Origin of the sequence: Cylindrospermopsis curvispora GIHE-G1, assembly GCF_014489415.1 — a bacterium.
GTDB classification, from domain to species: Bacteria; Cyanobacteriota; Cyanobacteriia; order Cyanobacteriales; family Nostocaceae; genus Raphidiopsis; species Raphidiopsis curvispora_A.
Genome location: NZ_CP060822.1, coordinates 2,509,476 through 2,534,856 on the forward strand (window position 1 = coordinate 2,509,476; position 25,381 = coordinate 2,534,856).

25 protein-coding genes and 1 tRNA gene are annotated in these 25,381 nt (G+C 39.7%); 18 read left to right on the plus strand and 8 right to left on the minus strand.

Going from position 1 to position 25,381, the window contains the following annotated elements; translation table 11 throughout:
• Positions 1–54: 54 nt before the first annotated feature.
• From fraC to IAR63_RS11135, 4 genes are all read left to right on the plus strand, one after another.
• Complete coding sequence (fraC, locus tag IAR63_RS11120) at positions 55–600, plus strand: filament integrity protein FraC (RefSeq protein ID WP_187705318.1); 546 nt, start codon at positions 55–57, stop codon at positions 598–600.
• Between the two features lie 28 nt (positions 601–628).
• Positions 629–1,639: a septal junction protein FraD gene (fraD, locus tag IAR63_RS11125; protein WP_187705319.1), complete on the plus strand. Its 1,011-nt coding sequence runs from the start codon at positions 629–631 to the stop codon at positions 1,637–1,639.
• A gap of 52 nt (positions 1,640–1,691) precedes the next feature.
• Complete coding sequence (locus tag IAR63_RS11130; RefSeq protein ID WP_187705320.1) at positions 1,692–2,471, plus strand: ABC transporter permease; 780 nt, start codon at positions 1,692–1,694, stop codon at positions 2,469–2,471.
• Positions 2,472–2,534: 63 nt separating this feature from the next.
• Positions 2,535–3,623, plus strand: coding sequence for a PD-(D/E)XK nuclease family protein (locus IAR63_RS11135; protein ID WP_187705321.1), 1,089 nt, complete (start codon positions 2,535–2,537; stop codon positions 3,621–3,623).
• On the opposite strand, the gene IAR63_RS11140 is transcribed toward IAR63_RS11135, so the two are convergent.
• Positions 3,600–4,487 (minus strand): carbohydrate ABC transporter permease, encoded by an 888-nt coding sequence (locus IAR63_RS11140; protein WP_057177104.1) that lies wholly within the window; start codon positions 4,485–4,487, stop codon positions 3,600–3,602. The genes IAR63_RS11135 and IAR63_RS11140 overlap by 24 nt on opposite strands.
• Before the next feature lie 36 nt (positions 4,488–4,523).
• On the opposite strand from IAR63_RS11140, the gene purN reads away from it, so the two are divergent.
• From purN to rdgB, 3 genes are read left to right on the plus strand one after another with little or no spacing between them, the layout of a single operon-like run.
• Positions 4,524–5,174 carry a phosphoribosylglycinamide formyltransferase gene (gene purN, locus IAR63_RS11145; protein ID WP_057177091.1) on the plus strand — a complete coding sequence of 217 codons (651 nt, stop codon included), beginning with the start codon at positions 4,524–4,526 and terminating at the stop codon, positions 5,172–5,174.
• 26 nt (positions 5,175–5,200) lie between these two features.
• The gene (locus IAR63_RS11150) at positions 5,201–6,667 is read left to right on the plus strand and encodes a phosphoglucomutase/phosphomannomutase family protein (RefSeq protein ID WP_057177090.1); all 1,467 of its coding nucleotides are present in this window, start codon (positions 5,201–5,203) and stop codon (positions 6,665–6,667) included.
• A 24-nt stretch (positions 6,668–6,691) separates the two neighbouring features.
• Positions 6,692–7,267, plus strand: coding sequence for an RdgB/HAM1 family non-canonical purine NTP pyrophosphatase (gene rdgB / locus IAR63_RS11155; RefSeq protein WP_187705322.1), 576 nt, complete (start codon positions 6,692–6,694; stop codon positions 7,265–7,267).
• A gap of 18 nt (positions 7,268–7,285) precedes the next feature.
• Here the strand turns inward: rdgB and IAR63_RS11160 are convergent, their stop codons facing one another.
• Positions 7,286–8,056, minus strand: coding sequence for a DUF4231 domain-containing protein (locus IAR63_RS11160; protein WP_187705323.1), 771 nt, complete (start codon positions 8,054–8,056; stop codon positions 7,286–7,288).
• A 543-nt stretch (positions 8,057–8,599) separates the two neighbouring features.
• On the opposite strand from IAR63_RS11160, the gene IAR63_RS11165 reads away from it, so the two are divergent.
• From IAR63_RS11165 to gatC, 5 genes are all read left to right on the plus strand, one after another.
• Positions 8,600–9,766, plus strand: a complete 1,167-nt coding sequence (locus IAR63_RS11165; RefSeq protein WP_187705324.1) for a pyridoxal phosphate-dependent aminotransferase — start codon at positions 8,600–8,602, stop codon at positions 9,764–9,766.
• A gap of 108 nt (positions 9,767–9,874) precedes the next feature.
• Positions 9,875–10,198 carry a glutaredoxin family protein gene (locus tag IAR63_RS11170; protein ID WP_187707445.1) on the plus strand — a complete coding sequence of 108 codons (324 nt, stop codon included), beginning with the start codon at positions 9,875–9,877 and terminating at the stop codon, positions 10,196–10,198.
• A gap of 122 nt (positions 10,199–10,320) precedes the next feature.
• On the plus strand, positions 10,321–11,808 hold the full coding sequence (locus IAR63_RS11175) for a UDP-N-acetylmuramoyl-L-alanyl-D-glutamate--2,6-diaminopimelate ligase (RefSeq protein WP_187705325.1): 1,488 nt from the start codon (positions 10,321–10,323) through the stop codon (positions 11,806–11,808).
• 30 nt (positions 11,809–11,838) lie between these two features.
• Positions 11,839–12,360: a photosystem I assembly protein Ycf3 gene (locus IAR63_RS11180; RefSeq protein ID WP_187705326.1), complete on the plus strand. Its 522-nt coding sequence runs from the start codon at positions 11,839–11,841 to the stop codon at positions 12,358–12,360.
• 43 nt (positions 12,361–12,403) lie between these two features.
• Positions 12,404–12,694, plus strand: coding sequence for an Asp-tRNA(Asn)/Glu-tRNA(Gln) amidotransferase subunit GatC (gene gatC / locus IAR63_RS11185; RefSeq protein WP_187705327.1), 291 nt, complete (start codon positions 12,404–12,406; stop codon positions 12,692–12,694).
• 99 nt (positions 12,695–12,793) lie between these two features.
• Here the strand turns inward: gatC and pirA are convergent, their stop codons facing one another.
• Positions 12,794–12,949 carry an arginine synthesis PII-interacting regulator PirA gene (pirA, locus tag IAR63_RS11190; protein ID WP_187705328.1) on the minus strand — a complete coding sequence of 52 codons (156 nt, stop codon included), beginning with the start codon at positions 12,947–12,949 and terminating at the stop codon, positions 12,794–12,796.
• A gap of 328 nt (positions 12,950–13,277) precedes the next feature.
• On the opposite strand from pirA, the gene IAR63_RS11195 reads away from it, so the two are divergent.
• From IAR63_RS11195 to IAR63_RS11220, 6 genes are all read left to right on the plus strand, one after another.
• Positions 13,278–15,551 carry an IMS domain-containing protein gene (locus IAR63_RS11195; protein ID WP_187705329.1) on the plus strand — a complete coding sequence of 758 codons (2,274 nt, stop codon included), beginning with the start codon at positions 13,278–13,280 and terminating at the stop codon, positions 15,549–15,551.
• Between the two features lie 98 nt (positions 15,552–15,649).
• Positions 15,650–17,407 carry an arginine--tRNA ligase gene (gene argS / locus IAR63_RS11200; RefSeq protein WP_187705330.1) on the plus strand — a complete coding sequence of 586 codons (1,758 nt, stop codon included), beginning with the start codon at positions 15,650–15,652 and terminating at the stop codon, positions 17,405–17,407.
• 22 nt (positions 17,408–17,429) lie between these two features.
• Complete coding sequence (locus tag IAR63_RS11205; RefSeq protein WP_187705331.1) at positions 17,430–17,816, plus strand: hypothetical protein; 387 nt, start codon at positions 17,430–17,432, stop codon at positions 17,814–17,816.
• Between the two features lie 98 nt (positions 17,817–17,914).
• Positions 17,915–18,643: an SDR family oxidoreductase gene (locus tag IAR63_RS11210; RefSeq protein WP_187705332.1), complete on the plus strand. Its 729-nt coding sequence runs from the start codon at positions 17,915–17,917 to the stop codon at positions 18,641–18,643.
• Positions 18,644–18,718: 75 nt separating this feature from the next.
• Positions 18,719–19,762: a 4-hydroxyphenylpyruvate dioxygenase gene (gene hppD / locus IAR63_RS11215; protein ID WP_187705333.1), complete on the plus strand. Its 1,044-nt coding sequence runs from the start codon at positions 18,719–18,721 to the stop codon at positions 19,760–19,762.
• Positions 19,763–19,833: 71 nt separating this feature from the next.
• Positions 19,834–20,514 carry an HAD family hydrolase gene (locus IAR63_RS11220; protein WP_187705334.1) on the plus strand — a complete coding sequence of 227 codons (681 nt, stop codon included), beginning with the start codon at positions 19,834–19,836 and terminating at the stop codon, positions 20,512–20,514.
• A gap of 19 nt (positions 20,515–20,533) precedes the next feature.
• Here the strand turns inward: IAR63_RS11220 and IAR63_RS11225 are convergent, their stop codons facing one another.
• The 5 genes from IAR63_RS11225 to IAR63_RS11245 form a co-directional block, all read right to left on the minus strand.
• Positions 20,534–20,863 carry a hypothetical protein gene (locus IAR63_RS11225; RefSeq protein WP_187705335.1) on the minus strand — a complete coding sequence of 110 codons (330 nt, stop codon included), beginning with the start codon at positions 20,861–20,863 and terminating at the stop codon, positions 20,534–20,536.
• A gap of 108 nt (positions 20,864–20,971) precedes the next feature.
• On the minus strand, positions 20,972–21,454 hold the full coding sequence (locus IAR63_RS11230) for a hypothetical protein (protein WP_187705336.1): 483 nt from the start codon (positions 21,452–21,454) through the stop codon (positions 20,972–20,974).
• A gap of 108 nt (positions 21,455–21,562) precedes the next feature.
• Positions 21,563–22,996, minus strand: coding sequence for a glutamate--tRNA ligase (gene gltX, locus IAR63_RS11235; RefSeq protein WP_187705337.1), 1,434 nt, complete (start codon positions 22,994–22,996; stop codon positions 21,563–21,565).
• 105 nt (positions 22,997–23,101) lie between these two features.
• Positions 23,102–23,175: transfer RNA gene (locus tag IAR63_RS11240), tRNA-Asp, on the minus strand.
• Between the two features lie 104 nt (positions 23,176–23,279).
• On the minus strand, positions 23,280–25,349 hold the full coding sequence (locus IAR63_RS11245) for a thioredoxin domain-containing protein (RefSeq protein ID WP_187705338.1): 2,070 nt from the start codon (positions 25,347–25,349) through the stop codon (positions 23,280–23,282).
• Positions 25,350–25,381 lie beyond the last annotated feature (32 nt).

The window sequence follows — 25,381 nt, forward strand, 5'->3', positions numbered from 1 at the left end:
TATGTATATTCTATTATATTGAATGGTTGTTCCATGAGTTTTTAACCCCACCTTATGCTTGATGAATTATCACTACCCAAAGTCCTCCCTGTGGGTACGATTGTCTTTCAAACTTTATTTTTGCTGGTTGCTATTCCTATAGAGTCCTATATTCTCCATAAGGCAATCAAATTTGACAAAAAGACCAGTATTTTTTATGCTATAGCGATTAACGTTCTCTCTACTGTTCTTGGGTGGAACGTCTTTTTCCTTTTGGAACCAATCCTACCCGTCAAGGCGAAATCAGAATTAATGAGCTATGTATTCTTTAACACTTTTCAAGATAATCTCAAAACCAATCTGTTTCTCATAGGGTTTGTGATTTTCCTGGGGACTTTTGTAATCGAGGTCCTGTTTTTAAAAATACTAATGATTATTTTGCGTGAGGGTAGGAATCAGTTAGACTTGGCGGAAATGACCCAAAGAGAGAAGAGTCTGGCGAAACAAAAGCTGAAAATGCAAAATAATAACCTGATTACCACCATGCTCATCGCTAATACAATCAGCTATAGTGCCATTAGCCTACTTATTTTAGCACGGGACTTTCTTAAAAGAAGTTAAAATCTACCACTCTCCCTAGGTAAAAATTATGAACTTTCCATTATTGAAAGAAATCATCCAGTTATTCACATTTATTAAAGATCTGTTTGTAGGCATTCAAAAACTATTAATGCCCCCCAGATCTTTTTCTTGGCAGACGTTTATATATCTAAGTGTTTTCTCCTGGGGAATTTCATCTCTAGCCACCGGTATAATCAAAGATATTATTGCTTTCACGGGTTGGATATTTTTATTCACCGGAACCGCCTGGTATACAACAGATTCTCCCGTAAGAATCCCAGGAACTTTTATGCCTGTGGGTGCTTTGTTGACAGGATTTATATTTAGTGTATTTGCCTTTGGAAATGGAGAAAACCCAATCACAGTCAGAACCATAGTTTTGTGGCCCACAATTGCTGCCCTAATTACAGCACTACCACAGTTTTTTACGGGGGATGGCATATCGCCAAAAGCAACTCTCCCTAAGTTGGAAGTCAGACAAAAAATCATTTTGCTGCTAAGTTGGTCAATGTTAATTAGTTGCTGGTTGCAATTTAACTTTGTCACAGATAAATGGCTAAAAGAATATCCCAGTTTATCTGCACAGAGTTTTCAACGCAGCAATTTTGTAATTAAATTTGAACCAAAAGCAAGCAAACCAGAACCGGGCAATGTAATTTTAAATAGAATTGAACCACTAATTCTACAGCAAATCACTAATAGACCTTGGTCAGAAGTAGAAAGGTGGCTATTGGAGGCTAATCAACAAGTGGGTAACTTAGGAAAAATAATGATTAATAAAAACCTGCGAGAATTTGAAGAGAAGGGACTATGGAAAATCGAACCTCGTGTGGTTAATATCAAATCAGGTTACCGATTAGATCTTCTCAGTATTTGGCAAGGACCGACTGATAGTAAAAAGGGGTTTTATTTACGCAAATCTTGTTACATTGAACCAATTGCTTCCGAGTACACCACCGATAATAAAAATGTGAAGGCAAAAATTAAATGCGATCCCAAAACGAAATTTTTTAGAGGTTCGCCACCAGCACAACAGTAGGCAAAGATACTTCATAATTACCATCTATTAACAGGTGACAACTATCTCCAAGATGAACATTATTACAACTCTTGTTATAGCCAAAAATCTACTCCAACAAGTAGTAAGAGATCGCCTTCTATATATCCTAGTTTTTTACGCAGTTATTCTTGCCCTTGCTAATCGAGTGATTTTTCAATTTGCAGCAGCAACCCAAGACAAAATCTTTTTGGATGTAGGTTTGGGGATAATGAACATTATAGGTTTGATTGTAGCAGTATTTATCGGTACTAGCATGATGAATCAGGAAATAGAAAAAAGGACAATCCTGACCATTCTTGCTAAACCAATTAGCCGTGGTCAATTGATTATCAGTAAATACTTAGGTTTATGTGGGGTATTGCTGTTGCTTCTGACATGTATGACAATCATCTACCTAGGATTTTTGCAATTTCAGAAAATTACCTACAATCCATATACAATCATTTTGGCGGTGATATTCTTATTTTTGCAGTTAAGTTTAATCACCACCGTTGCCATAACTTTGGGAGTATTCACTAGTACCTTACTAGCTACTTTCCTTTCAATTGCTATCTACTTAATAGGTAACACTACTACCGACCTAGTCAACCTGGTACGTGCGGGTGAAAACCCGTTTATTGTAAATATTGTTACTATTTTATATCTAACTCTGCCGGATTTGTCCCGCCTGGATCTAAAAAATGATGTCGTTTATGGATGGGAAGCCATACCTGACACTATCACCTTATTCAGTAATGCAGGTTATGGATTAACCTATAGTTTGATGCTATTGGCGATCGCCATTTTCATCTTTTCTCGAAAAGAATTTTAGAAGGAGTATCAAATCTGTGGACCTGTGGTATAATGGTACTGTAGTTAATGATGTGTACATATCATGACCATAAATGATATGGATTTTAAACAGCTCCTAAAACAACAGTTACCTGCATTAATACAAGAGGATGTGGAAGTGCGGGATTTGCTGGTGAGGGCAATTTCCAGCTATTTTGCTGGAAGCTTGGAGACGGAAAGTCACTTTGATTTAGTATTGGGGGAAATACGACGGGATAGGGAAGAGCAGTCTCGCAAGTGGGATGAAAACAAACGGGAACTGGAACTTGACCGTCAGGAACAAGCTCGTAAGTGGGATGAAAACAAACAGGAACTGGAACTTGACCGTCAGGAACAAGCTCGCAAATGGGGTGAAAACAAACAGGAATTTGACCGAGTATTCGCCCAAATGGAACTTGACCGTCAGGAACAAGCTCGCAAATGGGATGAAAACAAACAGGAATTTGACCGAGTATTCGCCCAAATGGAACTTGACCGTCAGGAACAAGCTCGCAAATGGGATGAAAACAGACGAGAATTTGACCAGGTCATCACCCAAATGGAACTTGATCGTCAGGAACAAGCTCGTAAGTGGGATGAAAACAAACGGGAACTGGAACTTGACCGTCAGGAACAAGCTCGTAAGTGGGATGAGCAAACTGGTAAATGGAATGAAAACAGACAGGAATTTGACCGAGTTATCGCAGCAATAGATCGCATGAGTCGTAAGCATGACATTGCTATTAGCGGACTCGGTTCACGGTGGGGCCTATGTTCTGAGTCCTCGTTTCGTAATGGTCTAAAAGCAATCTTAGAAGAGTCTTTTGGCGTAGAAGTTTTGAATATAGTGGAGTATGATGATCAAGGAATAGTATTTGGTAGACCAGACCAAGTGGAACTGGATTTGATTATCAGAAATGGGGAACTAATCATTTGTGAGATCAAATCATCCGTAAGCAAAGCTGACTTGTACACGTTTTACCGGAAAGTAGACTTTTATCAGCAACAACATCAAAGACAAGCTACGAGAAAGATTGTAATTTCACCCATGGTTCACCCCAGTGCCAATTCCATAGCTTCTAAATTAGGAATTGAAATTTACAGCTCTAGTGAAGATGTTTCCGCAGAATTACCCCCTTCCCCAAGTTTGTAATTGAAAGTAAACTAGTAGGAGGGTTATTACTAATAAAACACTAGCAACTGCAGCAGCATAACCGAAATCAAATTGGGCAAAAGCTTCTTGATAGGTGTAGTAAACCAACAAATTAGTAGAATTTAAAGGACCGCCACCAGTAATTACATAAACAGGCTCAAAACTGCGAAATGTGAAAATAGAAGTGGTGACAGTAGCAAAAATTAAAGTTGGTCTTAGTCCTGGCAAAGTAATATGCCAAAACTGTTGCCAGTCACCTGCTCCGTCCAGCTCTGCTGCTTCGTAAAGAGTTGATGAAATGGCTTGTAAACCAGCTAAAAAAACCACCATGTTGAAACCAATTTGCTTCCAAATACTAAACAAAATTAAAACTGGCATGGCCCAAAAAGTATCACCTAACCAAGATATGGGAGGAAACCCAAAAAACTCCAACATTCCATTTACAGGACCAGTATTCTGAAACAACCAACGAAAACCTAAACCAGCAGCAACCAAAGAAATAATAGAAGGTAAAAAATAGAAACTACGTAAAATTCCCCGCCAAGGTAGCACACGATTTAATAATACTGCTAACCCTAGGGGAATTACTAAACTGGGAATCACCGTACCCAAAGTGAAATAGGCAGTGTTAAATAAGACCTGCCAAAAATCCGAATTTAATAACAGACGCCAGTAGTTCTTCAAACCTACCCAATAAATACCCTTAGACGTAAAACTACCAGCAGTGAAACTCAGATAAAATAAATAGACAATTGGCCAAATTATAAACAAACCTAATAATACCAGCGCCGGAGCTAGAAAAGTCCAAGCAGCAATGGTATGATTATCTAAGAGTTGACTGAGGGAAAACCGCCATCTTTTCATGATAATCTTGTTGACCGGGAGAATATCAGTAACTTTATGATTCAATCTTACTCCATGAATAGCACCTCTAGTCTAATTTCCCCTGATGTTTCAGGTTACCAGTCCCATGACATAAAACCTGTAAAATTAGGAGTCATGGCCTCTGGGAATGGGAGCAATTTTGAGGTGGTTGCTCAAGCAATCAAATCGGGGGATCTTAATGCCCAAATTCAAGTTTTAATTTATAATAATCCCCTAGCAAAAGCAGCAGAAAGGGCTCTCAATCATGGAGTAGAAGCAATATTGCTCAATCATCGTCATTACCAAAAGCGAGAAGATTTGGATCGGGAAATTGTCAGCACTCTACGCCAATATCAAGTTGATTTAGTAGTTATGGCCGGTTGGATGCGTTTAGTTACCCAAGAACTAATAGATGCTTTTCCGAATCACATTATTAATATCCACCCCAGTTTATTACCTAGTTTTAAAGGTGTTAGAGCTGTAGAGCAAGCCTTAGAAGCAGGTGTAAAAATAACAGGTTGTACAGTTCACCTGCTGAGATTAGAAATGGACAGCGGTCCAATTTTGATGCAAGCTGCAGTTCCAGTATTGCCAAACGATACAGCAGAAACCCTACATGCGAGAATCCAAGTTCAGGAACACCGGATCTTACCATTGGCCATTGCTCAGGTAGCTGATAAAATCTAAAAGATTAGAAATTATAGCTTATATCCATGCCCATATTAACCAATATGCTTCTTAGTCCTATCAAGTTTGGTACTGATGGATGGCGAGGAGTAATCGCTGATGAGTTTACTTTTGAACGTCTGACTTTAGTTGCTTCCGTAGCAGCTAAAGTGTTATATAATACATATTATTCCCTGACCGGTAGCCGTACCATTGTAGTCGGATATGACCGTCGCTTTATGGCGGAAAATTTTGCCCGCGTTGTGGCTGATGCTATTAAAGCTTTAGGATTTGATGTTCTATTTAGTCAGGACTATGCACCAACACCTGCTTTTAGTTGGGCTGCTAAAGATTTTAATGCTTTGGGAGCTTTAGTGATCACAGCTAGTCATAACCCTGGCTCCTATTTGGGGTTAAAAGTCAAGAGTGCTTTTGGGGGTTCAGTCCCTCCAGAAGTTACTCAGGAAATAGAAAGATTATTAACTGTAGAATTTTCCCCAGTAGGTAATCTAGGAAAAGAAGAGACGTTTGATCCCTGGATAAGTTATTGTCAAGCATTGGCAAAGAAAGTGAATATTGAGGCAATTCAGGAAGCAATATCCTCGGATAAATTAACACTATTTGTTGATGTGATGCATGGTGCAGCAGCTAGTGGTTTGGGGAGGCTATTAGGGCAAAAAGTGAAAGAAATTAATGGCAATCGAGATCCCCTATTTGGCGGAAAACCACCAGAACCTTTGCCTAAATATATTTCTGAAATTTCAGCTGAAATTAAAAATTATACAGAAATTCATCACCAACAAAATCGGTCAACATTAACGGTTGGTTTAGTATTTGATGGAGATGGCGATCGCATTGCGGCGTTGGATAGAAATGGCAATTTTCTAAGTTCTCAGATATTGATTCCAATTTTGATAGATCACCTAAAAACCAGACGCAATTTTACCGGAGAAATTGTCAAAACCGTCAGTGGGTCTGACTTAATTCCCAGTGTAGCCAGATCCCTAGGTTTATCAATATTTGAAACTGCTGTTGGTTATAAATACATTGCTGATAGAATGTTGATGACAGAAGTTTTATTAGGTGGTGAAGAATCCGGGGGGATTGGTTATGGTAGCCACATTCCTGAGCGGGATGCTCTATTATCTGCATTGTACGTATTAGAAGCAGTTGTGGATTCTGGTTTAGATTTGGGTGAATATTATCAGCAATTACAGGAAAAGAATAATTTCTTCTCTGCTTATGATCGGATAGATTTACCATTGGCAAGTATGCAGATCCGCGATAGATTACTACAACAACTAAAAACTCAGAAATTAACAGAAATTGCCGGTAAAAAAGTCATTGATTGTCAGACCATAGATGGTTATAAATTTCGTCTTGCGGATGAAAGTTGGTTGATGATTCGATTTAGTGGCACTGAACCAGTTTTAAGACTTTACTGTGAAGCATCTACCATAGAACAAGTTCACCAAACATTAAATTGGGCAAAAACCTGGGCAGAATCAAATTAACATTTACCAACATTTACTAGTACAATGAAAAAAACACTTGTGGTAGGGACGGGAAATCTGGGAAAATTAAGGGAAATGGAGGCTTATTTATCCGATTCTGGTTGGGAACTAACTCCCAAACCCCCTGATTTAGATGTGGATGAAACTGGAACCACCTTTGCTGAAAACGCCTGCTTGAAAGCTGTTGAGGTTGCAAAATATACATCTCAATGGGCGATCGCTGATGATTCTGGCTTGTGGGTAGACTCGTTAAATGGTGCGCCTGGTGTATATTCTGCCCGGTATGGAAACACGGACGAAGAAAGGATTGGAAGGTTACTACGGGAACTAGCAAACACGGAAACCCGGCAAGCCAAATTTATCTGTGCCATAGCTGTTGCTAACCCCCAGGGAGAAATTATTTTCCAGTCTGAGGGTAGTTGTGGGGGGGAAATTCTGTATGAAGTGAGGGGAGAGGGAGGTTTTGGTTACGATCCGATTTTTTATGTACCGGAAAAAAAATTGACCTTTGCTCAAATGTCACCGGAGTTGAAAAAAAGCATTAGTCACCGGGGTCATGCTCTCAGAAAGATAATTCCCCAGTTGCTTGGAGTTGACTAATTTCCCATTTCCCGGAATCTAATTTAACGCAGGATCTTGAGTCTTAGTTTCTTCTTTCCTTTTGTCGGACTGCTGTTCAGTTGCTTGTTGAACTTGTTGCAAGTGAATACTATTAACTTGGTTGATGAATAGTTCTACAGCTTGACTGGCTTTTTGTTGTTGTTCTTGGTCACCAAAAACATCATAACAACGGTATGCGGGTGTAATTCCTAAAATGAATTTTTCTTGTTCTGCTTCTAATAACTCTACAATTGTATTGGCTGTAACCCAATTCTTTTGAAAGGGAAAAGATGTAACAATGCTAGCGACAATAGATGCTACTGCAGGACAAATGACAGGTAGCCACTTCAACCAGGGTTGTCCAGTTTCTAGTTTATCAACCAGGACTAAAATTGGTGTGACACCTGAGAGAATTACAGTGGAAATTTGCAAGACATAGTAAAGAGATCTAGCTATATTCCTGGTTTTTTTATAGTCATTGATCAAATCTTGACAATATTCCAGGGCTTTTGCTCTTGCAGGGATAATAGTGTTATGTTCCAAGGAATTGCTATTCTGTAACAGGGATGTGTAAAGTTCAGCTTTTTTGGTGAATTCGTTTTTCTTGGCTTGTTTTTCCGCTGCGCCTACTGAGTTTCTGTTGATAAGGAACAGCAAAATGGCTACTGCGGAAGCTCCAATTCCAGCTAGCAAGTAGGGCTGATTATTAGAGTCGAAATAAATGATCAACGCTGCACCAATAAAAATAGCAGCTAATAGATAATCAATCAGTTTTAAAAACAACAACATTTTTGCAAAAGGTTAGGAAAATAAATTGGATGTAGATAATTATGACTCAACTTATCATTGGGTCGATTTGGGGGAAAACACGGTTTTTCCGCAACAATTACACCATGTTAACCTAGTCTTTGCCAATATGTCCATTTTTAACCTGATATTTAACAATAAATAATATATGGTCTTATGTCATCAATTATTTAAAAAAAGTTTAAAAAAAGTATTTTTAAAAAAAGTTAAATTCAATTAACACATAATTGAATATGTTACGATGAAACTCTTACAGCAATTTCAAATGACGAACTGCTCCTATTATAGAGTCAGTTACAGCTCATCTGGTGCATAAATGGCGTGGGTAAATCCACTATTGTTGATGTCTTGAGAGTTGCAATGTCACAATTACCTAAGTAGCAGTACAAGCGTTGGGAAGCTATTCATAGACAATCATCAAGTACATAGGCTATCTACTCTCAACTTACCAGAAAGAAAATACAAATTTCAACCGAATTTCTGAGATATCCTTATATATGATAGAGATTGACTCAGAAAAGTAGAATGAAACTGGCAGCAAGAGTAGGTCAGGTAACACCCTCCATTACCCTGGCTATTACAGCTAAAGCTAAGGGTATGAGAACAGAGGGTATAGATGTTTGTAGCTTCAGCGCTGGAGAGCCGGATTTTGATACTCCAGCCCACGTTAGAGATGCAGCTATAAAAGCTTTAAAAGAAGGCAAAACCAAATACGGTCCGGCCGGTGGTGAGCTAAAGCTAAGAGAAGCTATTGCTAACAAGCTAAAAAGCGATAATGGTTTAGACTATAAACCAGAAAACGTCTTGGTTACTAATGGGGGTAAACATTCCCTATATAATCTCATGATGGCATTAATTGAACCAGGAGATGAGGTAATTATCCCTGCTCCCTATTGGTTGAGTTATCCAGAAATGGTTACTTTAGCAGGTGGTAGGTCAGTAATTGTACCAACCTATGCTGACAATGGCTATAAAATTAGTGCCCAACAGCTCAAACAAGCTATTACCTCAAAAACTAAGTTATTTGTCCTTAATTCCCCTTCTAACCCCACTGGGATGGTGTACACATTAGAAGAAATTCGGGATCTAGCTCAGGTGATTGTGGAGGCGGATATTTTCGTGGTTTCTGATGAAATTTACGAAAAGATTCTCTATGATGGCTCACAACATGTTAGTATTGGTTCCCTAAATGAGGAAATTTTTTCCAGGACCTTAATTAGTAATGGATTTGCTAAGGGTTATTCCATGACTGGTTGGCGTTTGGGTTATTTGGCAGGACCTTTAGAAATTATTAAAGCTGCTACTACTATTCAAGGACATAGCACTTCTAATGTCTGTACTTTTGCTCAATATGGTGCGATCGCTGCTCTGGAAGGTTCACAAGACTGTGTGGAGGAAATGCGTCAAGCCTTTGCCGAACGTCGTCAGGTTATGTATGATGGAATCAACTCCATTCCTGGGTTGACTTGTGCGCGACCTGATGGGGCTTTTTATTTATTTCCTGACATCAGTAAAACCGGTTTAAAGTCTCTGGAGTTTTGCGATGCTTTATTAGAATCCCATCAAGTTGCTGTTATTCCAGGGGTAGCTTTCGGAGCTGATAACAACATTCGTTTTTCCTATGCTACAGATATGACTACAATTAAGAAGGGAGTGGAACGACTAGACAAGTTTGTTCGTTCCCTGTCTTAAAAATATAGCCCTAGCCACCTGCAAGGGATGGACCCCGTCCTGAGCGCTGGCTAAAGCTATAAATCCATAGATTTGTAGAGAGAGCCAATAACTAATATGATTCACATAATGCAAATTATCCTGTATGGTAAACCTGGTTGTCATCTTTGTGAAGGGTTAATAGAAAAGTTAGAACAAATCACTGATAATAAAGACAGTAATAAAAGTGCTAATATTAGTTTTACCTTAGAGGTCCGTGATATTACCACCCGTGAAGATTGGTTTGCCGCCTATCAGTATGAAATTCCCGTGTTGTTTCTATGGGATTCCAGTAAAGGAACAGAGTATTTGCAATCTTTACCCCGTCCTTCTCCCCGTGCAAGTGTTCAGCAATTAGAGAACTTATTATTTACCACAGCTACTAAGTTGTTGATGTTACCAGATCAGGGATGAATAGTCCAATAAAACACAGGAGATGGAATTGCCAGTTGCCAATTTGTTAGGTACTGTGGTTAAAATCGTGCAAAATAGACACAAGATATCTGCCAGATCTTTTCGCGATGAGGTATAAGATAATGAATTTAAGAGAATTATTGGCTGTTATTGATGGCGTGGAATACCAGGGTGAAGATGTGGAAGTTCGCGGGATCAAAACCAATTCCCACGCTTGTGGTGAGGGGGATTTATTTATTGGCATACCTGGAAGCAGAGTTGATGGAGGTGAGTTCTGGCCCGGTGCTTTAGCTGCTGGTGCGGTTGCGGCTATTATCTCCCCACAAGCAGCATCCAAAACTCCCCCCACCTCAGATGCTCTCTTAATTACTGCTACCAACCTTAATAAAGTCTGTGCCCAGGTTTGTGCAGCTTTTTATGGCTATCCAGCGGAAAAACTGCAAATCGTTGGCGTAACTGGGACTAATGGCAAAACTACTACTACTCATTTAATTGAGTATTTTCTCAATCAAGCTAATTTGCCAGCGGCTTTACTCGGTACTCTTTATACTCGCTGGCCTGGTTTTTCTCAAGTTGCTAACCATACCACTCCCTTTGCAATTGACTTACAGCATAATTTAGCTCAAGCTGTTGACGCTGGTTGTCAGTTGGGGGTTATGGAGGTTAGTTCCCACTCCTTAGCCCAAGATAGGGTTTTTGGCTGTCACTTTGAGGTTTCTGTATTTACTAATCTCACTCAAGATCATCTTGATTATCACCAGGATATGGAAGATTATTTTCGAGCGAAGGCTTTGTTATTTACTCCTGACTATCTCCAAGGAAGAGCTGTTATTAATATTGATGATCAATATGGACAACGTTTAACTATTGGTTTGGATAAACAGCAGCTTTGGACATACAGCATTAATAATACTAGTGCTGATTTCTGGGTGAGTGATCTGAATTATCAACCTCATGGTGTCAGTGGTATTTTACATACTCCTGAGGGTAATTCCCCTTTTAGCTCTCCCCTGGTGGGACAGTATAACTTAGAAAATCTTTTGGCAGCTGTAGCTGCAGTCCTACATCTGGGGTTGGATTTGGAAACTGTGGTAGATTGTATACCTAATTTTTCAGGCGTCCCTGGCAGAATGGAACGAATTCAAATCAATCCTCACCAGGATATTAGCGTTATTGTGGATTATGCTCATACCCCTGATAGTCTGGAAAATTTACTTAAAGCTGCTCGTCCATTTATACCAGGAAGAATGATTTGCGTCTTTGGGTGTGGAGGAGATAGGGATAAAACAAAACGTCCAAAAATGGGTAGAATTGCGGCGGATTTGGCAGATGTGGTCGTGATAACCTCGGATAATCCACGCACTGAAAACCCAGATGCAATATTAGAAGATATCTTGACTGGTATACCAGAGGATGTGTCAAGACTGGTAATTGGCGATCGCGCTAGAGCTATTCATACTGCTATACTGGAAGCTCAACCAGGTGATGGTGTATTATTAGCAGGTAAAGGTCACGAAGATTATCAAATTCTCGGCACCGAAAAAATCCATTTTGATGATAGAGAACAAGCTCGTGATGCCTTACATTTAAGAGCAGCTCAGAATAGCTAAATTTGCAATGATGTTACTTTAGGGGTAAATATGCCAAGAACACAGAAAAACGATAATTTTGTTGACAAGTCTTTTACCGTTATGGCAGATTTAATCCTGAAACTTCTGCCAACTAATAAAAAGGCTAAAGAGGCCTTTGTCTACTATCGAGATGGTATGTCAGCACAGGCTGAAGGGGAATACGCCGAAGCCCTAGAATATTACGAAGAGGCTCTATCTTTGGAAGAGGATACTAATGATAGAAGTTTTATCTTGTACAACATGGGACTGATACATGCCAGCAATGGGGATCATGATCGGGCGCTGGATTTCTATCATAAAGCCATTGATTTGAATCCTCGGTTACCTCAAGCCTTAAATAACATCGCTGTGATTTATCACTATAAGGGCGAAAAAGCAAAGGAAGAAGGTGACAACGATGGGGGAGAAGCACTATTTGACCAGGCCGCAGACTATTGGATTAGGGCAATTCGTCTAGCTCCTAATAACTACATTGAAGCTCAAAACTGGTTAAAAACTACCGGGCGATCGCAAATTGATGTATTCTTTTAACCAATAACCAAATTTTAAATAACCAATTATTTATTGCTAAAACATGATTGATCGCGAACAGGTCCGCAAAGTAGCCAACCTAGCTCGGCTAGAATTAACAGCAGAGGAGGAGGAACAATTTACCTTCCAGCTAGGAAGCATTTTGGAGTATGTGGAACAACTGGGGGAACTTGATGTGAGCAACGTCCTTCCTACCACCAGAGCCATTGACTTGAGCAATGTAACCAGGGAAGACAAACTAAAACCCTACCCGGAAAGGGAGGCTATACTTAGGGGTGCTCCCCAACAGGAGGGTGACTTTTTCAAAGTTCCCAAAATCCTCAATGCGGAGTAAAGACCAGGACACCTAAAAAAATTGCCGAAGGACAACACCTGAACTGGGACAGGAAGTACCAACGGCGGTTTTATTGTTCTTAAAAAGACTAGAACCAGTCTACTGATAAGAGGACTGCTCGGCTTCTAATTGGCGAATTAGACTCTCGTCACCTTTTATTCTTGCCGCTTCCAGTCGGTGCTCAAGATTTTTGAGTATATTTTGTCTGTGTACTTGTTCAGCCTTTTTAGCTGCTTGTGATCTAGAACTAATCATTTCTGTAACCTCTTGTCTTCAATTCAGATGGTAGACCTTAACCACTCAAACCCAATGTTCCGTAACCTAAGTTACAGAAAAATAATATAATATCTGAAACTGAGGGTCAAGATATATTAGGTAAAGAAATGTTGCAGACCATTCTTGGGTTGGGATCCCCACCCCAGGAATAAAATTTAGTTCAGGCGCTGGGCGGTTAAACTGGCATTGCTTAATAGAAATAGTTGTCGTAAAATTAAGTAGTCCTTTCCGTTAGAGACGGCTTTTTAGTACAATATTGTGTGCAAATAGTCCAGGTTAAATATCTCTAGAATGGGGATTAAACACGGTGCAGGGGAAGCAAGCTGTGCAAATCGCGCTCGATTATTACCGAATTTTAGGACTCCCATTGGCTGCAACCGAGGAGCAACTGCGTCAGGCCTATAATGATCGCATTCTGCAACTGCCACAACGGGAATATTCTACCTTGGCAATAGCTGCTCGCAAGCGAATCCTGGAACAAGCCTATATGGTTCTCTCAGATCCGAAAGAGCGTAGCAAATACGATCAAGCATATCTAGCATACGCATACGATCAGACAAAAATAGAGATCGGACCGGAATTGGAGGGGAATGGGGAAACAGCTAACCAAAATCATAATCCTCAACCTCTAACTATAGACGTTGCTAAAGAAAACTTAGTTGGTGCATTAGTACTCCTTCAAGAGTTGGGTGAATATGAGTTGGTACTAAGATTAGGTCAGCCATACTTGACGAATAGGTCCCCAGGTAAGTCTGATCGTGAATCTAAAAGGCGTACGTTAACCAATGCTGATGAGTTGCCAGACGTTATTCTAACAGTTGCTTTGTCTTGTCTGGAATTAGGACGGGAACAATGGCAACAAGGTAATTATGAGAACGCCGCCATCTCCCTGGAAACAGGGGAAGAACTGCTGCTGCGGGAGAGAATGTTTACTAGTGTACAGTCGGAAATTACAGCGGATGTATGTAGACTCAGACCTTATAGAATTTTAGATCTATTAGCTCTACCGATGGAGCGGACCAAGGATCGTCATCAGGGTTGGGAATTACTACAAAACATTCTCGACCAAAGAGGTGGCATTGATGGTGTGGGGAATGATCAGACAGGTTTGAATGTGGACGATTTTCTCCGGTTTATTCAACAGCTACGACACCACTTAACAGTATCGGAACAACATAAACTTTTTGAATCTGAAAGTAAAAGACCTTCTACCGTAGCAACCTACCTATTTGTTTACACACTAATTGCTAAAGGATTTTGCCAAAGGCAACCAGCTTTGATTCGTCAAGCTAAACAAATTTTGCTTCGTTTGGCCAAACGTCAAGATGTACATCTAGAACAAGCTCTGTGTGCTTTACTACTGGGACAAACGGAAGAAGCAACCCGTGTTTTAGAACTAAGTCAGGAATATGAACAATTGACTATAATCAGACAGCAGTCTCAAGATTCACCAGATTTGTTACCAGGACTGTGTTTGTACTGCGAGCAATGGTTAGAGCAAGAGGTATTTCCCCATTTTCGAGACTTAACTAAACAGCAAGCTTCCTTAAAAGATTATTTTGCTGATAAACAGGTACAAGCATACTTGGAGCAATTACCAGCCGATCCATATACAACTGAGGAACTAAGGACAGTCAACAGTCAGGTTGGTTCAGGGATTGGCATTCCCCATACTAGCTTTAGAGAAGATGAACACCTACCCGTTGTGAGTCCCGTAGCAACCAGCTCCCAAAACCTAGAGGAATGGAAGGAATCTAAGGTGGAGGTAGCTTCTCAAATTTCCACTCCTCATCAACACCAGAGAGCAAGACAGTGGAAGATCTCGGGATATGGTCACGAATCTCATAGTTCCTTCACAGAGGAGGGAACAAAGCAATCCAGTAAGTATAAACATCGTAGACGAGGTTCAACTAGTCTTCAAGAAGAACAGATAGAAGAGAAACATTCACATACTCATTTACATAATAAGTATAGACAAAGTTTTACTCGTAAATTTCCTGCTCTAACTCGATTAAATACATTTTTCCTGATAGGAGGTATATTAGGGATGTGGATTTTAATACCTACGATTTGGGGGAGGTTAAACAGTACAATGGTAGACGAGCCAAATTTACAGGGAGGAAAACTTGTCGTACAGTTGAATCAACCAACCGTTGTTATACCTACACTCCCTCGTCAACCAGGATCACCATCCGGTCAACTCACAAAGGCGATCGCTCAAACACTAATTGAAACCTGGTTGTCGACGAAAGCAGCAGCAATGGGTCCCAATCATGAGATAAAACGATTAGACAAGATTTTAATAGATCCAGCCTTATCCCAATGGCAATCTATAGTTAGACAGGATATGGCTATAAAGCGCTATCGTAAGTATGAACATGAAGTGAAAATAGAACTTGTTCGTCATGAGGGGAATACCTCGAACAATGCGTTAGTGGAAGCTACAGTTAAAGAAATTACCCATTTTTACCGAGGGGGAAATCTCCAGACATCTGGTCGAGAAGCATTGCGAGTTAGATATGATTTAAACCGCCAGCAAAACTCTTGGCGCATCCGCAATATGACCATAGTGGAATCCTAAACATAAAATTGTGAGCGATCCGTTAAAATAGTTAGATAGCAGTGAACCAAAATCAACCGGGTTTTAGATTTTTCCACACCAATAGACTTGATTAAAATATGAACGCTACACAACAAAAACTGAAACTGAAACTACAGCAAGCATTAGTGGCTAGATTTGGCGAAGAGTATATACAGGTAGATCCCATTTTAGTAGCAGCAAGTAATCCTAAATTTGGTGATTTTCAGGCCAATGTGGCATTATCCCTGAGTAAAAAATTGGGAATGCAGCCCAGGGCTATTGCTACAGCTATAGTAGAGGAATTAGACGTATCAGATCTATGTGAAGTACCAGAAATTGCCGGACCTGGATTCATTAATCTAAAATTACAAACATCCTATTTAGAATCACAACTGAATGCCATTAAAACAGATCCCCGTTTAGGAGTTCCTAGGGCCGATCAACCTGAAAAGCAGATAGTTGATTTTTCCAGTCCAAACATAGCTAAAGAAATGCACGTTGGACATTTGCGTTCCACAATTATTGGTGATTGTATTGCCAGAATTTTAGAGTTTCGTGGTCATCAGGTATTAAGACTAAATCATGTAGGTGATTGGGGGACACAATTTGGCATGTTGATTGCCTATTTACGTGAGGTATACCCGCAAGCGCTCACCACTGCCAATGTTCTAAATATAGGAGATTTGGTCAGTTTTTATCGTCAAGCCAAGCAGAGATTTGATGCAGATACAACTTTTCAAGAAACAGCACGTCAAGAGGTGGTTAGGCTACAAACGGGAGCAGAAGATACAACTCATGCCTGGAATTTATTGTGTGCACAATCACGTAAAGAATTTCAGACAATTTACGACCTGTTAAATATTAAAATAATTGAAAGAGGAGAATCATTTTATAATCCCTTTCTATCAAAAATAGTGGAAGATTTAGAAAAAGCAGGACTAGTCGAAGAAAATCAAGGAGCAAAATGTGTTTTCTTAGAGGGATTTACTAATAGAGAGGGAGAAGCACTACCATTAATCGTGCAGAAATCAGATGGTGGTTATAACTACGCAACAACAGATTTAGCAGCATTACTTTACCGTATTCGGGAAGACCAGGCTAAACGGATAATTTACGTTACCGATGCAGGACAAGCAAATCACTTTGCCCAATTTTTTCAAGTTGCTCAAAAAGCTGGATGGATACCCGATGATGTGGAATTGGTTCACATTCCCTTTGGGTTAGTCTTGGGTGAAGATGGCAAAAAATTCAAAACTCGTTCTGGAGACACGGTAAGATTAAAGGACCTATTGGATGAAGCAGTTTTACGCGCTCGCGCAGATTTAGAAGCTAGATTACAACAAGAAGGTAGACAAGAAACCCCGGAATTTATACAGAATGTGGCTCAAACAGTTGGCATAAGCGCAGTCAAATATGCGGATTTGAGTCAAAATCGTACTAGTAGCTATGTTTTTAGTTATGATAAGATGCTTTCTCTAAAAGGCAATACAGCACCATATATGCTATATGCTTATGTCCGAACTCAGGGTATTAGTCGGGAAGGTAAAATTGATTTTGAAAACTTGGCTCCCGATGCCAAAATTATTCTTCAAGAAGAGACGGAACTAAATCTAGCCAAGCATTTGTTACAATTAGATGAGATCCTTTATCAGGTAGAACAGGATCTATTACCCAATCGTCTATGTGAGTATTTGTATAGTCTCAGCGAGAAATTTAATAAATTCTATGACAGGTGTCCAGTACTTAAAACAGAAGACCCCATTCGAACTTCTAGATTGATGTTATGTTATGTAACAGCAAGAACACTGCGATTAGGACTGGATTTATTAGGTATTAAGGTGGTTGAAAGAATCTAGACAATTTACACACAGAGGAAAAATGAAACTATTAGTTATCAAAACGCTCATTACATCTATAGGGTTGCTAGGGTTATTTAACCCCAATCAAGCATCAGCACAACTGATTCCCGAACCTTGGGTAGCGGTAGGGTCTAAGGATAGCGCCATCACCTACGCAGGGGGGGTCAAGGTTTTTGGTTTTGGTTTAGAAGTGGGAACTGGTAAAGATGGTGTGACGGGTACGGATGTTCTTAAATTCATTAATCTACCATTTATATCGCCATATATTGGAGTGGGGTATTATTCAACTAAGCAAGAAGTATCACTTTCTGGTGGCATACACGTAGAAACAAGTAAACACATTTTTATTGGAGCTGGATATAATTCTGTTCGGGGATTTAACGGACAAATAGGGATCAAACTTTAACTCAACTTGATCCAATGGCGGTTTTCTTGAGTTCACTTGTTGAGCAGAACCTATATCTGTTATACTACCTCGAGTAGTTTGACCTCGTTATAACTCTCATGCAGGATCAAGTTCAGAACCGACTCAAGGATCAAGTTATAGTCATCGTTGGTGCTACTGGTGGCATTGGTTCAGCTTTAACCCGTAAATTAGCACCCACGGGAGCAAGGTTGGTGCTATCTAGTAGGGATGGGATAAGGTTACAAAACCTGGTGAGCGATTTATCATCGGAATCGCTGGTAGTGCCAACAGATATTACTCAACCAGAACAGGTAGAAGCACTAATACAAACAACCATAGCCAATTTTGGTAAAGTTGATGTTTTGGTCAATGCAGCAGGAATGGGAATTCTTAAAGCATATAATAACATAAACCCGGAAGAATTAAATCGAATTCTAGATTTGAACCTAAAGGGTTGTTTTTATACTTGTCAAGCAGCTGCTAAAGAAATGCAAAAACGTAAATCTGGTCATATTTGTAATGTAGTGGGTATATTAGGTAAACATTCAATGCCTATGGCAGCAGCTTACTCTGCTTCTAAATTTGGTGTAGTAGGATTTAGCAAGTCCATGGCAGAAGAATTAAAACGGTTTGGCGTCAAGTTTACATTGTTTTATTTTGGTGGAATAGATTCCCCTTTCTGGGATCATGTCAGCATGAAGGTAGATAGAACAAAAATGTTAAGTTGTGAAACCGCAGCCAATGCAATTTTTTATGCTTTATCATTAGAACCTCAAGCAGTACCAATGGAAATTAATATTCAACCCGATAGTCATTTATTTTTTTAGGGGGATTTTTTACAAAATTAGGTGATCTTAAATAGTTACGTACTGAGCAAAAGTATTTAATCAATAAAAACTAATATGCTGCAAATTGATCATGTTCACTTTTATGTAGAAAATGCCCACAGGTGGCGAGATTGGTTTGTCAACAATTTAGGTTTTGAAAGAGTTCCCCATCAGGGGATTTCTTCCAGTTTGATAAATCACAAAAAATTGGCTGATACTGATACCCAAGTGGTGAGAAGTGGTAATGTTTGTTTTTTAATTTCTTCACCATTATTGGAGACTAGTCCTGTGGCAAATTTTTTATTTCATCATCCCCCTGGTGTAGCAGACGTAGCTTTTCGCGTAGAGAATATAGAAACAGTTACAGCAAGAGTCATCAGTTATGGTGGCATAGTTTTACAACCTATTCAAAAAACCCAATCTGGTAAATATTGCCAAATAAAAGGTTGGGGAAATCTGAGTCATTCATTAATTGAGTTACCCGGGGGAGCAATTATTGAAGAAGATAATTTTTTGGATATGGATCATGTGGTGCTAAATGTTGAATCTGGAGATTTAATAAAAGCAGCTCAATGGTATGAAAATATTTTGGAATTTAAGCCTCAACAAAGTTTTAATATTCACACGGGAATCTCAGGACTAAACAGTCAGGTTATGATCTCTGGTAACGGTAAAGTTAAATTGCCTATTAATCAACCAACATCTAATAATTCTCAAATCCAGGAGTTTTTACATTTCAATCGTGGTTCCGGTGTGCAACATATCGCCCTAGGTACTAAAAATATTGTCCAGGCGATCGCCCGCTTTCGTGCTGCTGGTGTGACCTTTCTTTCCATACCTCAAAGTTATTACTCACAACTAGATCAGCGGTTCCAATCTGTTTTGTCTCCCTCAGAATTTCAGGCGATCGCCCAGCAAGAAATTTTGGTTGATTCTCAGGGATCTACAAATGGCTTATTGTTGCAGATCTTTACCCAGCCAATTTTTAAGGAACCGACGTTTTTTCTGGAATTTATTGAACGTCGTTCCCATCCTTCTGGTTTTGGTGAAGGTAATTTTCGCGCCCTATTCACAGCTATGGAAAGCGAGCAGATTAAACGTGGTTTCGTGAGCAGTTAAAGGTTTTTAAAAACCTTTGGTTGTTGTTCCAATTTCTGGGATAATGATGAAAAAATTAATTTGAATAGCCAATGCTGAGACTAATTACTGATTTTGACGGACCCATTATGGATGTGTCTGAACGATACTATCAAGTCTATTTGTTGTGTTTACAAAAAACCAAGTACCCATCCCAGGTCATCCATAAACTAACAAAAGAAGAATTTTGGCAATTCAAGCGATCGCATACTGCTGAAAAACAAATAGCCTTTAAATCAGGACTGGATGCGGAACAAGCACAGGAGTTCGCTAAAATTCGCAAAGAAACCGTACATACAGAGCCTTATTTTGACTATGATGTAATGGTTCCTGGAGCTTTAGAAGCTTTAGTTAAGGTAAAGGAAGCAGGAATTGACTTAGTAGTGATGACCATGCGACGGGTAAGGGAATTAAACTATGCTTTTGACAAGTTTAATTTAGACAAATTTTTTCCAAAAGATCGCCGTTATTGTCTGAGTAATGACTATATAAAAACCCGTGATATTGAAGATAAGCCATTGTTAATGGCTAAAGCGATCAAAGAACTTCCTCCTGCTACTGAAATATGGATGGTGGGGGATACAGAAGCAGACATTACAGCAGCTAAGAAACATGGTGTCAAGATGATTGGGGTAGAGAGTGGAATTCGAGATCGGACTCAATTAGAACTCTATGAACCAGATTTCATCTTGGAAGATTTAAAAGCTGCTGTTAATTTCATTAATCGGTTTTGACCTCTTCCGGGGTGAATATCTAATGAGGAGATGGAGTGCCATATCTAAAATTGACCCGCCAAACTATTGCTCCCAAGTTAGTCAGTAGACAAGTAGTTCCTAAACTCAGTAAAATATAGGTCGGGGGCATAATTACACCAATACTAAACCAAGTATACACATGCCACACCATGAAAAAACTAAACACAGATGCAATTCCAGCGGATTGAAATACTTGCCATCTTGGTCTATTAACAAATGTCAGGAAAAGTGTCATTACAGTTGCTAGTATGTTAGCAGGAACTAGAAAAGCACAAATCCCCACACAATTTGACCGAGAAAATTCAGATAAGCTGTGGAATTCTAACATTGGTAACTCTAGGGTTTAGTTTGTATAATGTGGACTCTGCTGCAGACCAGCTTAACATAAAAGTAAGTAATCACATTGAGTATTTTACAAAACTTAATCAAAACTCAATTACTTAACTTCCGTAATTTTTAAAGTATAGGGAAAATATTTTCCTTGTTGATAGGATCCAACCCAAATTTTATAAGTACCTTGTAACCATTCACCACTAATCCCCGGATTCTTGCCATCCAAATCATCATTACACCAGGTTCCACCCACTCCACTAATCATAATGGTTGTATCTTCTGGACTCTCCACTTGTAGCTTTAAGTAATCAAACTTACTAGTTAATTTCAGAATATGGTCTGGTGTTTCATCCACAAATCCACTACAAGGACCAGTGGGAGTATTATCCATACGATTAACTTCACCTGCTGGAACTAAACCACCACTCATTCCTCTTACCAGCAATGGATCCGGGGAGAATTGATGGCTAATCTGTACATCTCCAAACATAGTTGGCATTTGTTGACCATTGGCAAAATCATCATTTACGAATGTCACTCCTAGACCAACTGTGACTATTAATATTCTAATTGATCTAATTGGCATATTCAGACTTTTTTTCCATTGTATTTCTACTTTGATCTTTACTGAGATTATTTCCAAGACGAAAATTCTGGACTCTCAGTTCCCAACCACCCATTTCCCCTTCTCCTTCTATATTATGGCTTGACTCAGTCTTGGTTTATCCAAACCAATCTTATTTAACAGTACCCAGGATTCAATTAAGTCTGGACCATGCACATCCCCTGTTAAAGCTACTCTCAAGGAACGCATGACTAAACCCTTTTTTACTCCCTGTTCTTTGACTACTTGCTTGAGGATATTTTGGGCTGTGTCCCCTGTTACCGTATTAATATCTAAAGCCACCAAAATTGCTTTCAGTAAGGCTTTTACCCCTTCTTGATCCAGTTGTTGTCTCCCTTCTTCTGTCAACTCTACTCCATTAGTAAAAAAGATCTTGGTCATAGGTAGAGCATCCACCAAGCGGGTTAGACTGGGTGCTATTAAACTCACTAACTGCTCTAACCATGGACGATCCCTACCATCGGTCAAGCTATACCCTGCATCTTGCCAAAAGGGTATTAATAAATCCGTTAGTTTTTCTATTGGCATATTATGAATGTACTGACTATTAATCCAGTCCAGTTTATCCCAGTCGAATTTTGCTCCCGCTTTGTTCACCCTGTCAAAGGTAAATTCCCTTGCTGCTTCTTCTAAGGTAAATATTTCCTGGGTTGAATCCGGTGCTGACCATCCCAATAAAGTCATATAATTGACTAGTGCTGGTGCAGTAAAACCCATCTTCTGGAAGTCTGAAATGGAGGTTACCCCATCTCGTTTTGATAGTTTTCTCCCCTCTTGGTTTAAAATTAGGGGTGTGTGGGCAAAGTCGGGAATGTTTGCTCCCAGTGCTTGATACAACAAAATTTGTTTAGCTGTATTAGCAATATGGTCTTCTCCACGAATAACATGGGTGATTTCCATATCAATGTCATCTACTACAACCACGAAGTTATATAGGGGTTGACCAATCCCATTATCACTAGCACGAGCAATCACCATATCACCACCTAGGTCACTACCACGCCAACACACTTCTCCCCTCACTAGGTCATTCCAGAGGATTTGTCGCTGGTCGTCTATTTTAAACCTAATTACGTGTGAACGTCCTTGTTTGACAAATTCTGCTTCCTGTTCTTTGGTCAAGTCGCGGTGACGGTTATCATATCTGGGCGCTTCATTTCTCGCCTTTTGCAGTTCCCTGAGAGCTTCTAATTCTTCCGTTGTGGTATAACAACGATAGGCTAAACCTTGGTCTAATAGTTTCTTCACTGCTAACTGGTATAGTTCTAACCTTTGAGACTGGAAAAAGGGACCTTCATCCCAATTTAATCCTAACCAGCTTAGTCCTTGTAAAATGTTATCAGTGTATTCGGGACGAGACCTCTCTAAGTCTGTATCCTCAATGCGTAAAATGAACTTTCCACCTTGGTGATGGGCAAACAAATAGTTAAATACAGCCGTTCTGGCTGTACCAATGTGCAAATTCCCAGTGGGACTGGGCGCAATACGAACTCTCACAGACACGCTTAATTCTCTCTTTCTAATTAATATACAACTTTAACCTAGATTGCTCTAGGATTTATCTCCCTATTACCCCGTGAGAATCCTAGCACTATCTCACATCCAGAACGGGACTGACGGGGCTCGAACCCGCAACTTCCGCCGTGACAGGGCGGTGCTCTAACCAATTGAACTACAGTCCCATAAGGTTTTTGTTGTTTTCACCAACTCCTAATATTATTACTAAATATTTTTTCCCTGTCAAGTGGTTAGGGGCAAAATTTTCTGAAAAACTTTCTGCCCCCTCTCAACTCAATCTATTGTGACTCCTTTGTACTTGAGCTAATAGTTCATCAAGATTTGCCGGTGCTGGTAAACATTTTAAACCTTGACACACTAGTCCTATAGTATTACTTGGTAATTTTGATATGACATCAAAAACCGTTGTTGGTAAGTATTTGCTGGCTAGTATTTTTATATTATCAATATTACTGCGAACTAAAGTCGAATTTCTATACCAATCACTAGCTATCAACAAACTAGGACAAGATTGGGGAGACTTTTCTATTATGGTGCTGAATGCTTTTAAAGCTGACTCGGCTAAATCCAAATAGTATAAGTTGTCTGTCAGTAAAGATAATTTAATCAAATTGGCGATCGCCACTCCATTAGCTGAAGGTGTGGCATTATCAACGAAGTTTCTCTCCCGAATAATTAAATCTTGACTATTATCACTGGATGTGTTGAAATATCCTCCCAATTCCACGCTCAAGAGAAATTCGTTAAATTCATCTTGAAGAGCGATCGCCTGTTCTAACCAGTTAGAACTACCAGGGTCAGCTTGGTGTAGATCTAGTAGGGCCTTAATAAATAAAGCATAGTCCTCAGACTGAGCTAAAACAGTAGGTTCACCATCATAGTTAAGCCTATGAAAACGTCCGTTTACAAACTGATGGTCTAAAATAAAGCGAGTAGCCTTCACAGCCAATTGTAAATAACTAGGTTGTTGAAAAACCTGACTAGCTCTAGCCAAACCAGAGATCATTAAACTATTCCAGGCCACAATCATCTTAGTATCCGTAACAGGTGGAATACGACCATGCCAAGGATTAGTTTTTGCGTCATGATTATTTCGTGCTGGGGGGAAAATTGTCAAATTTTCAGCAGTCTGACCATAACGGGAAAGAAATAATCTCCCCAAGATCAATTCCAAACTTGAACTTAGTTCTCCTCCAGATAAACGCTGTAAAACATTCTTACCCTCAAAGTTACCTTCCAAACTTAAAGAGAAATGCTCCTTTAGTTCCAGTAACTCTTGGTCACTTAACAGCTCTTGTAATTCCCGATAACTCCACACATAGAAAGCACCTTCTTCCGGTTCCATATCAGTGGAACAGTTAAAACTATCCGCATCCTGAGCAGCATAAAAATAACCTGTAGGGGATATCATTTCCCGTTCTAACCAACTTACTGTGCCAGCCACTGCACGTTTAAAAGCTGATTCTTCCACCCCTGCACTCCACAAATTAGCCAAATATTCAACAATTTGACCATTGTCATAAAGCATCTTTTCAAAATGGGGCACAGTCCAGGTAGCATCAACCGTATAGCGATGGAAACCACCACCTACATGGTCATAAATTCCCCCCAGGGCCAGATCCAGACCTCGTTGGGTAGCCATTTGCAGTCCATCATTTGCAGATGGGTAGTTAAAGCGAGTACCTTGTAAAACCAACTGACAATAGGGAATCATCGGAAAACTATTACCCATTTGTTTGGGAGTAATCACCCCCATAGCAGTTTCCCAACCTTGTTTTAAAAACCTGTGGAATTGACTATGGGCAAATTGAGCTGGATCATGGTTTTGCAACACAGTAGAACTGAGCAAAGCTTCTAAAATAGATGCTTTGCGCTGACGAAAGTCCTCTTTTTGATGATCATAATAATGACGGATAGCTTGTAGTACTTCCAGGAAACCCGGACGACCATAACGGGGAGCAACAGGAAAATAGGTCCCAGCATAAAAGGGGATTAAATCATCAGGAGAGAGAAAAGCATTCAGTGGCCAACCACCCTGTCCAGTCATCATCTGTAGACTCTGCATATAGATACTATCAATATCAGGTCTTTCTTCCCTGTCCACCTTAATGGGAATAAAATTGGCATTCATATATTCGGCAATTGCCAAATCAGAAAATGCTTCTCCCTCCATAACTGTGCACCAATGGCAACTAGAATAGCCAATGGAAAGGAAAATTGGTTTATCTTCAGTTTGAGCCATTGACAATGCTTCATTACACCAAGGCCACCAATCAATGGGGTTATCAGCATGTTTTCTCAAGTAAAGACTTCTAGTTGCAGCTAAACGGTTGGTCATAAGACAGTTTATAATTAAATATGGTATAGTAT

Excerpts from the sequence above, each read along its gene's own strand:
- rdgB (WP_187705322.1), top strand. The coding sequence starts at position 6,692 with ATGAAAAAAACACTTGTGGTAGGGACGGGAAATCTGGGAAAATTAAGG.
- IAR63_RS11140 (WP_057177104.1), bottom strand. The coding sequence starts at position 4,487 with ATGAAAAGATGGCGGTTTTCCCTCAGTCAACTCTTAGATAATCATACC.
- IAR63_RS11160 (WP_187705323.1), bottom strand. The coding sequence starts at position 8,056 with ATGTTGTTGTTTTTAAAACTGATTGATTATCTATTAGCTGCTATTTTT.
- fraD (WP_187705319.1), top strand. The coding sequence starts at position 629 with ATGAACTTTCCATTATTGAAAGAAATCATCCAGTTATTCACATTTATT.
- IAR63_RS11130 (WP_187705320.1), top strand. The coding sequence starts at position 1,692 with ATGAACATTATTACAACTCTTGTTATAGCCAAAAATCTACTCCAACAA.
- hppD (WP_187705333.1), top strand. The coding sequence starts at position 18,719 with ATGCTGCAAATTGATCATGTTCACTTTTATGTAGAAAATGCCCACAGG.
- IAR63_RS11210 (WP_187705332.1), top strand. The coding sequence starts at position 17,915 with ATGCAGGATCAAGTTCAGAACCGACTCAAGGATCAAGTTATAGTCATC.
- IAR63_RS11165 (WP_187705324.1), top strand. The coding sequence starts at position 8,600 with ATGAAACTGGCAGCAAGAGTAGGTCAGGTAACACCCTCCATTACCCTG.
- IAR63_RS11225 (WP_187705335.1), bottom strand. The coding sequence starts at position 20,863 with ATGTTAGAATTCCACAGCTTATCTGAATTTTCTCGGTCAAATTGTGTG.
- IAR63_RS11230 (WP_187705336.1), bottom strand. The coding sequence starts at position 21,454 with ATGCCAATTAGATCAATTAGAATATTAATAGTCACAGTTGGTCTAGGA.
- purN (WP_057177091.1), top strand. The coding sequence starts at position 4,524 with ATGATTCAATCTTACTCCATGAATAGCACCTCTAGTCTAATTTCCCCT.
- IAR63_RS11205 (WP_187705331.1), top strand. The coding sequence starts at position 17,430 with ATGAAACTATTAGTTATCAAAACGCTCATTACATCTATAGGGTTGCTA.
- fraC (WP_187705318.1), top strand. The coding sequence starts at position 55 with ATGCTTGATGAATTATCACTACCCAAAGTCCTCCCTGTGGGTACGATT.
- IAR63_RS11135 (WP_187705321.1), top strand. The coding sequence starts at position 2,535 with ATGACCATAAATGATATGGATTTTAAACAGCTCCTAAAACAACAGTTA.
- IAR63_RS11175 (WP_187705325.1), top strand. The coding sequence starts at position 10,321 with ATGAATTTAAGAGAATTATTGGCTGTTATTGATGGCGTGGAATACCAG.
- IAR63_RS11220 (WP_187705334.1), top strand. The coding sequence starts at position 19,834 with ATGCTGAGACTAATTACTGATTTTGACGGACCCATTATGGATGTGTCT.
- argS (WP_187705330.1), top strand. The coding sequence starts at position 15,650 with ATGAACGCTACACAACAAAAACTGAAACTGAAACTACAGCAAGCATTA.
- pirA (WP_187705328.1), bottom strand. The coding sequence starts at position 12,949 with ATGATTAGTTCTAGATCACAAGCAGCTAAAAAGGCTGAACAAGTACAC.
- IAR63_RS11170 (WP_187707445.1), top strand. The coding sequence starts at position 9,875 with ATGCAAATTATCCTGTATGGTAAACCTGGTTGTCATCTTTGTGAAGGG.
- IAR63_RS11245 (WP_187705338.1), bottom strand. The coding sequence starts at position 25,349 with ATGACCAACCGTTTAGCTGCAACTAGAAGTCTTTACTTGAGAAAACAT.
- IAR63_RS11180 (WP_187705326.1), top strand. The coding sequence starts at position 11,839 with ATGCCAAGAACACAGAAAAACGATAATTTTGTTGACAAGTCTTTTACC.
- IAR63_RS11150 (WP_057177090.1), top strand. The coding sequence starts at position 5,201 with ATGCCCATATTAACCAATATGCTTCTTAGTCCTATCAAGTTTGGTACT.
- gatC (WP_187705327.1), top strand. The coding sequence starts at position 12,404 with ATGATTGATCGCGAACAGGTCCGCAAAGTAGCCAACCTAGCTCGGCTA.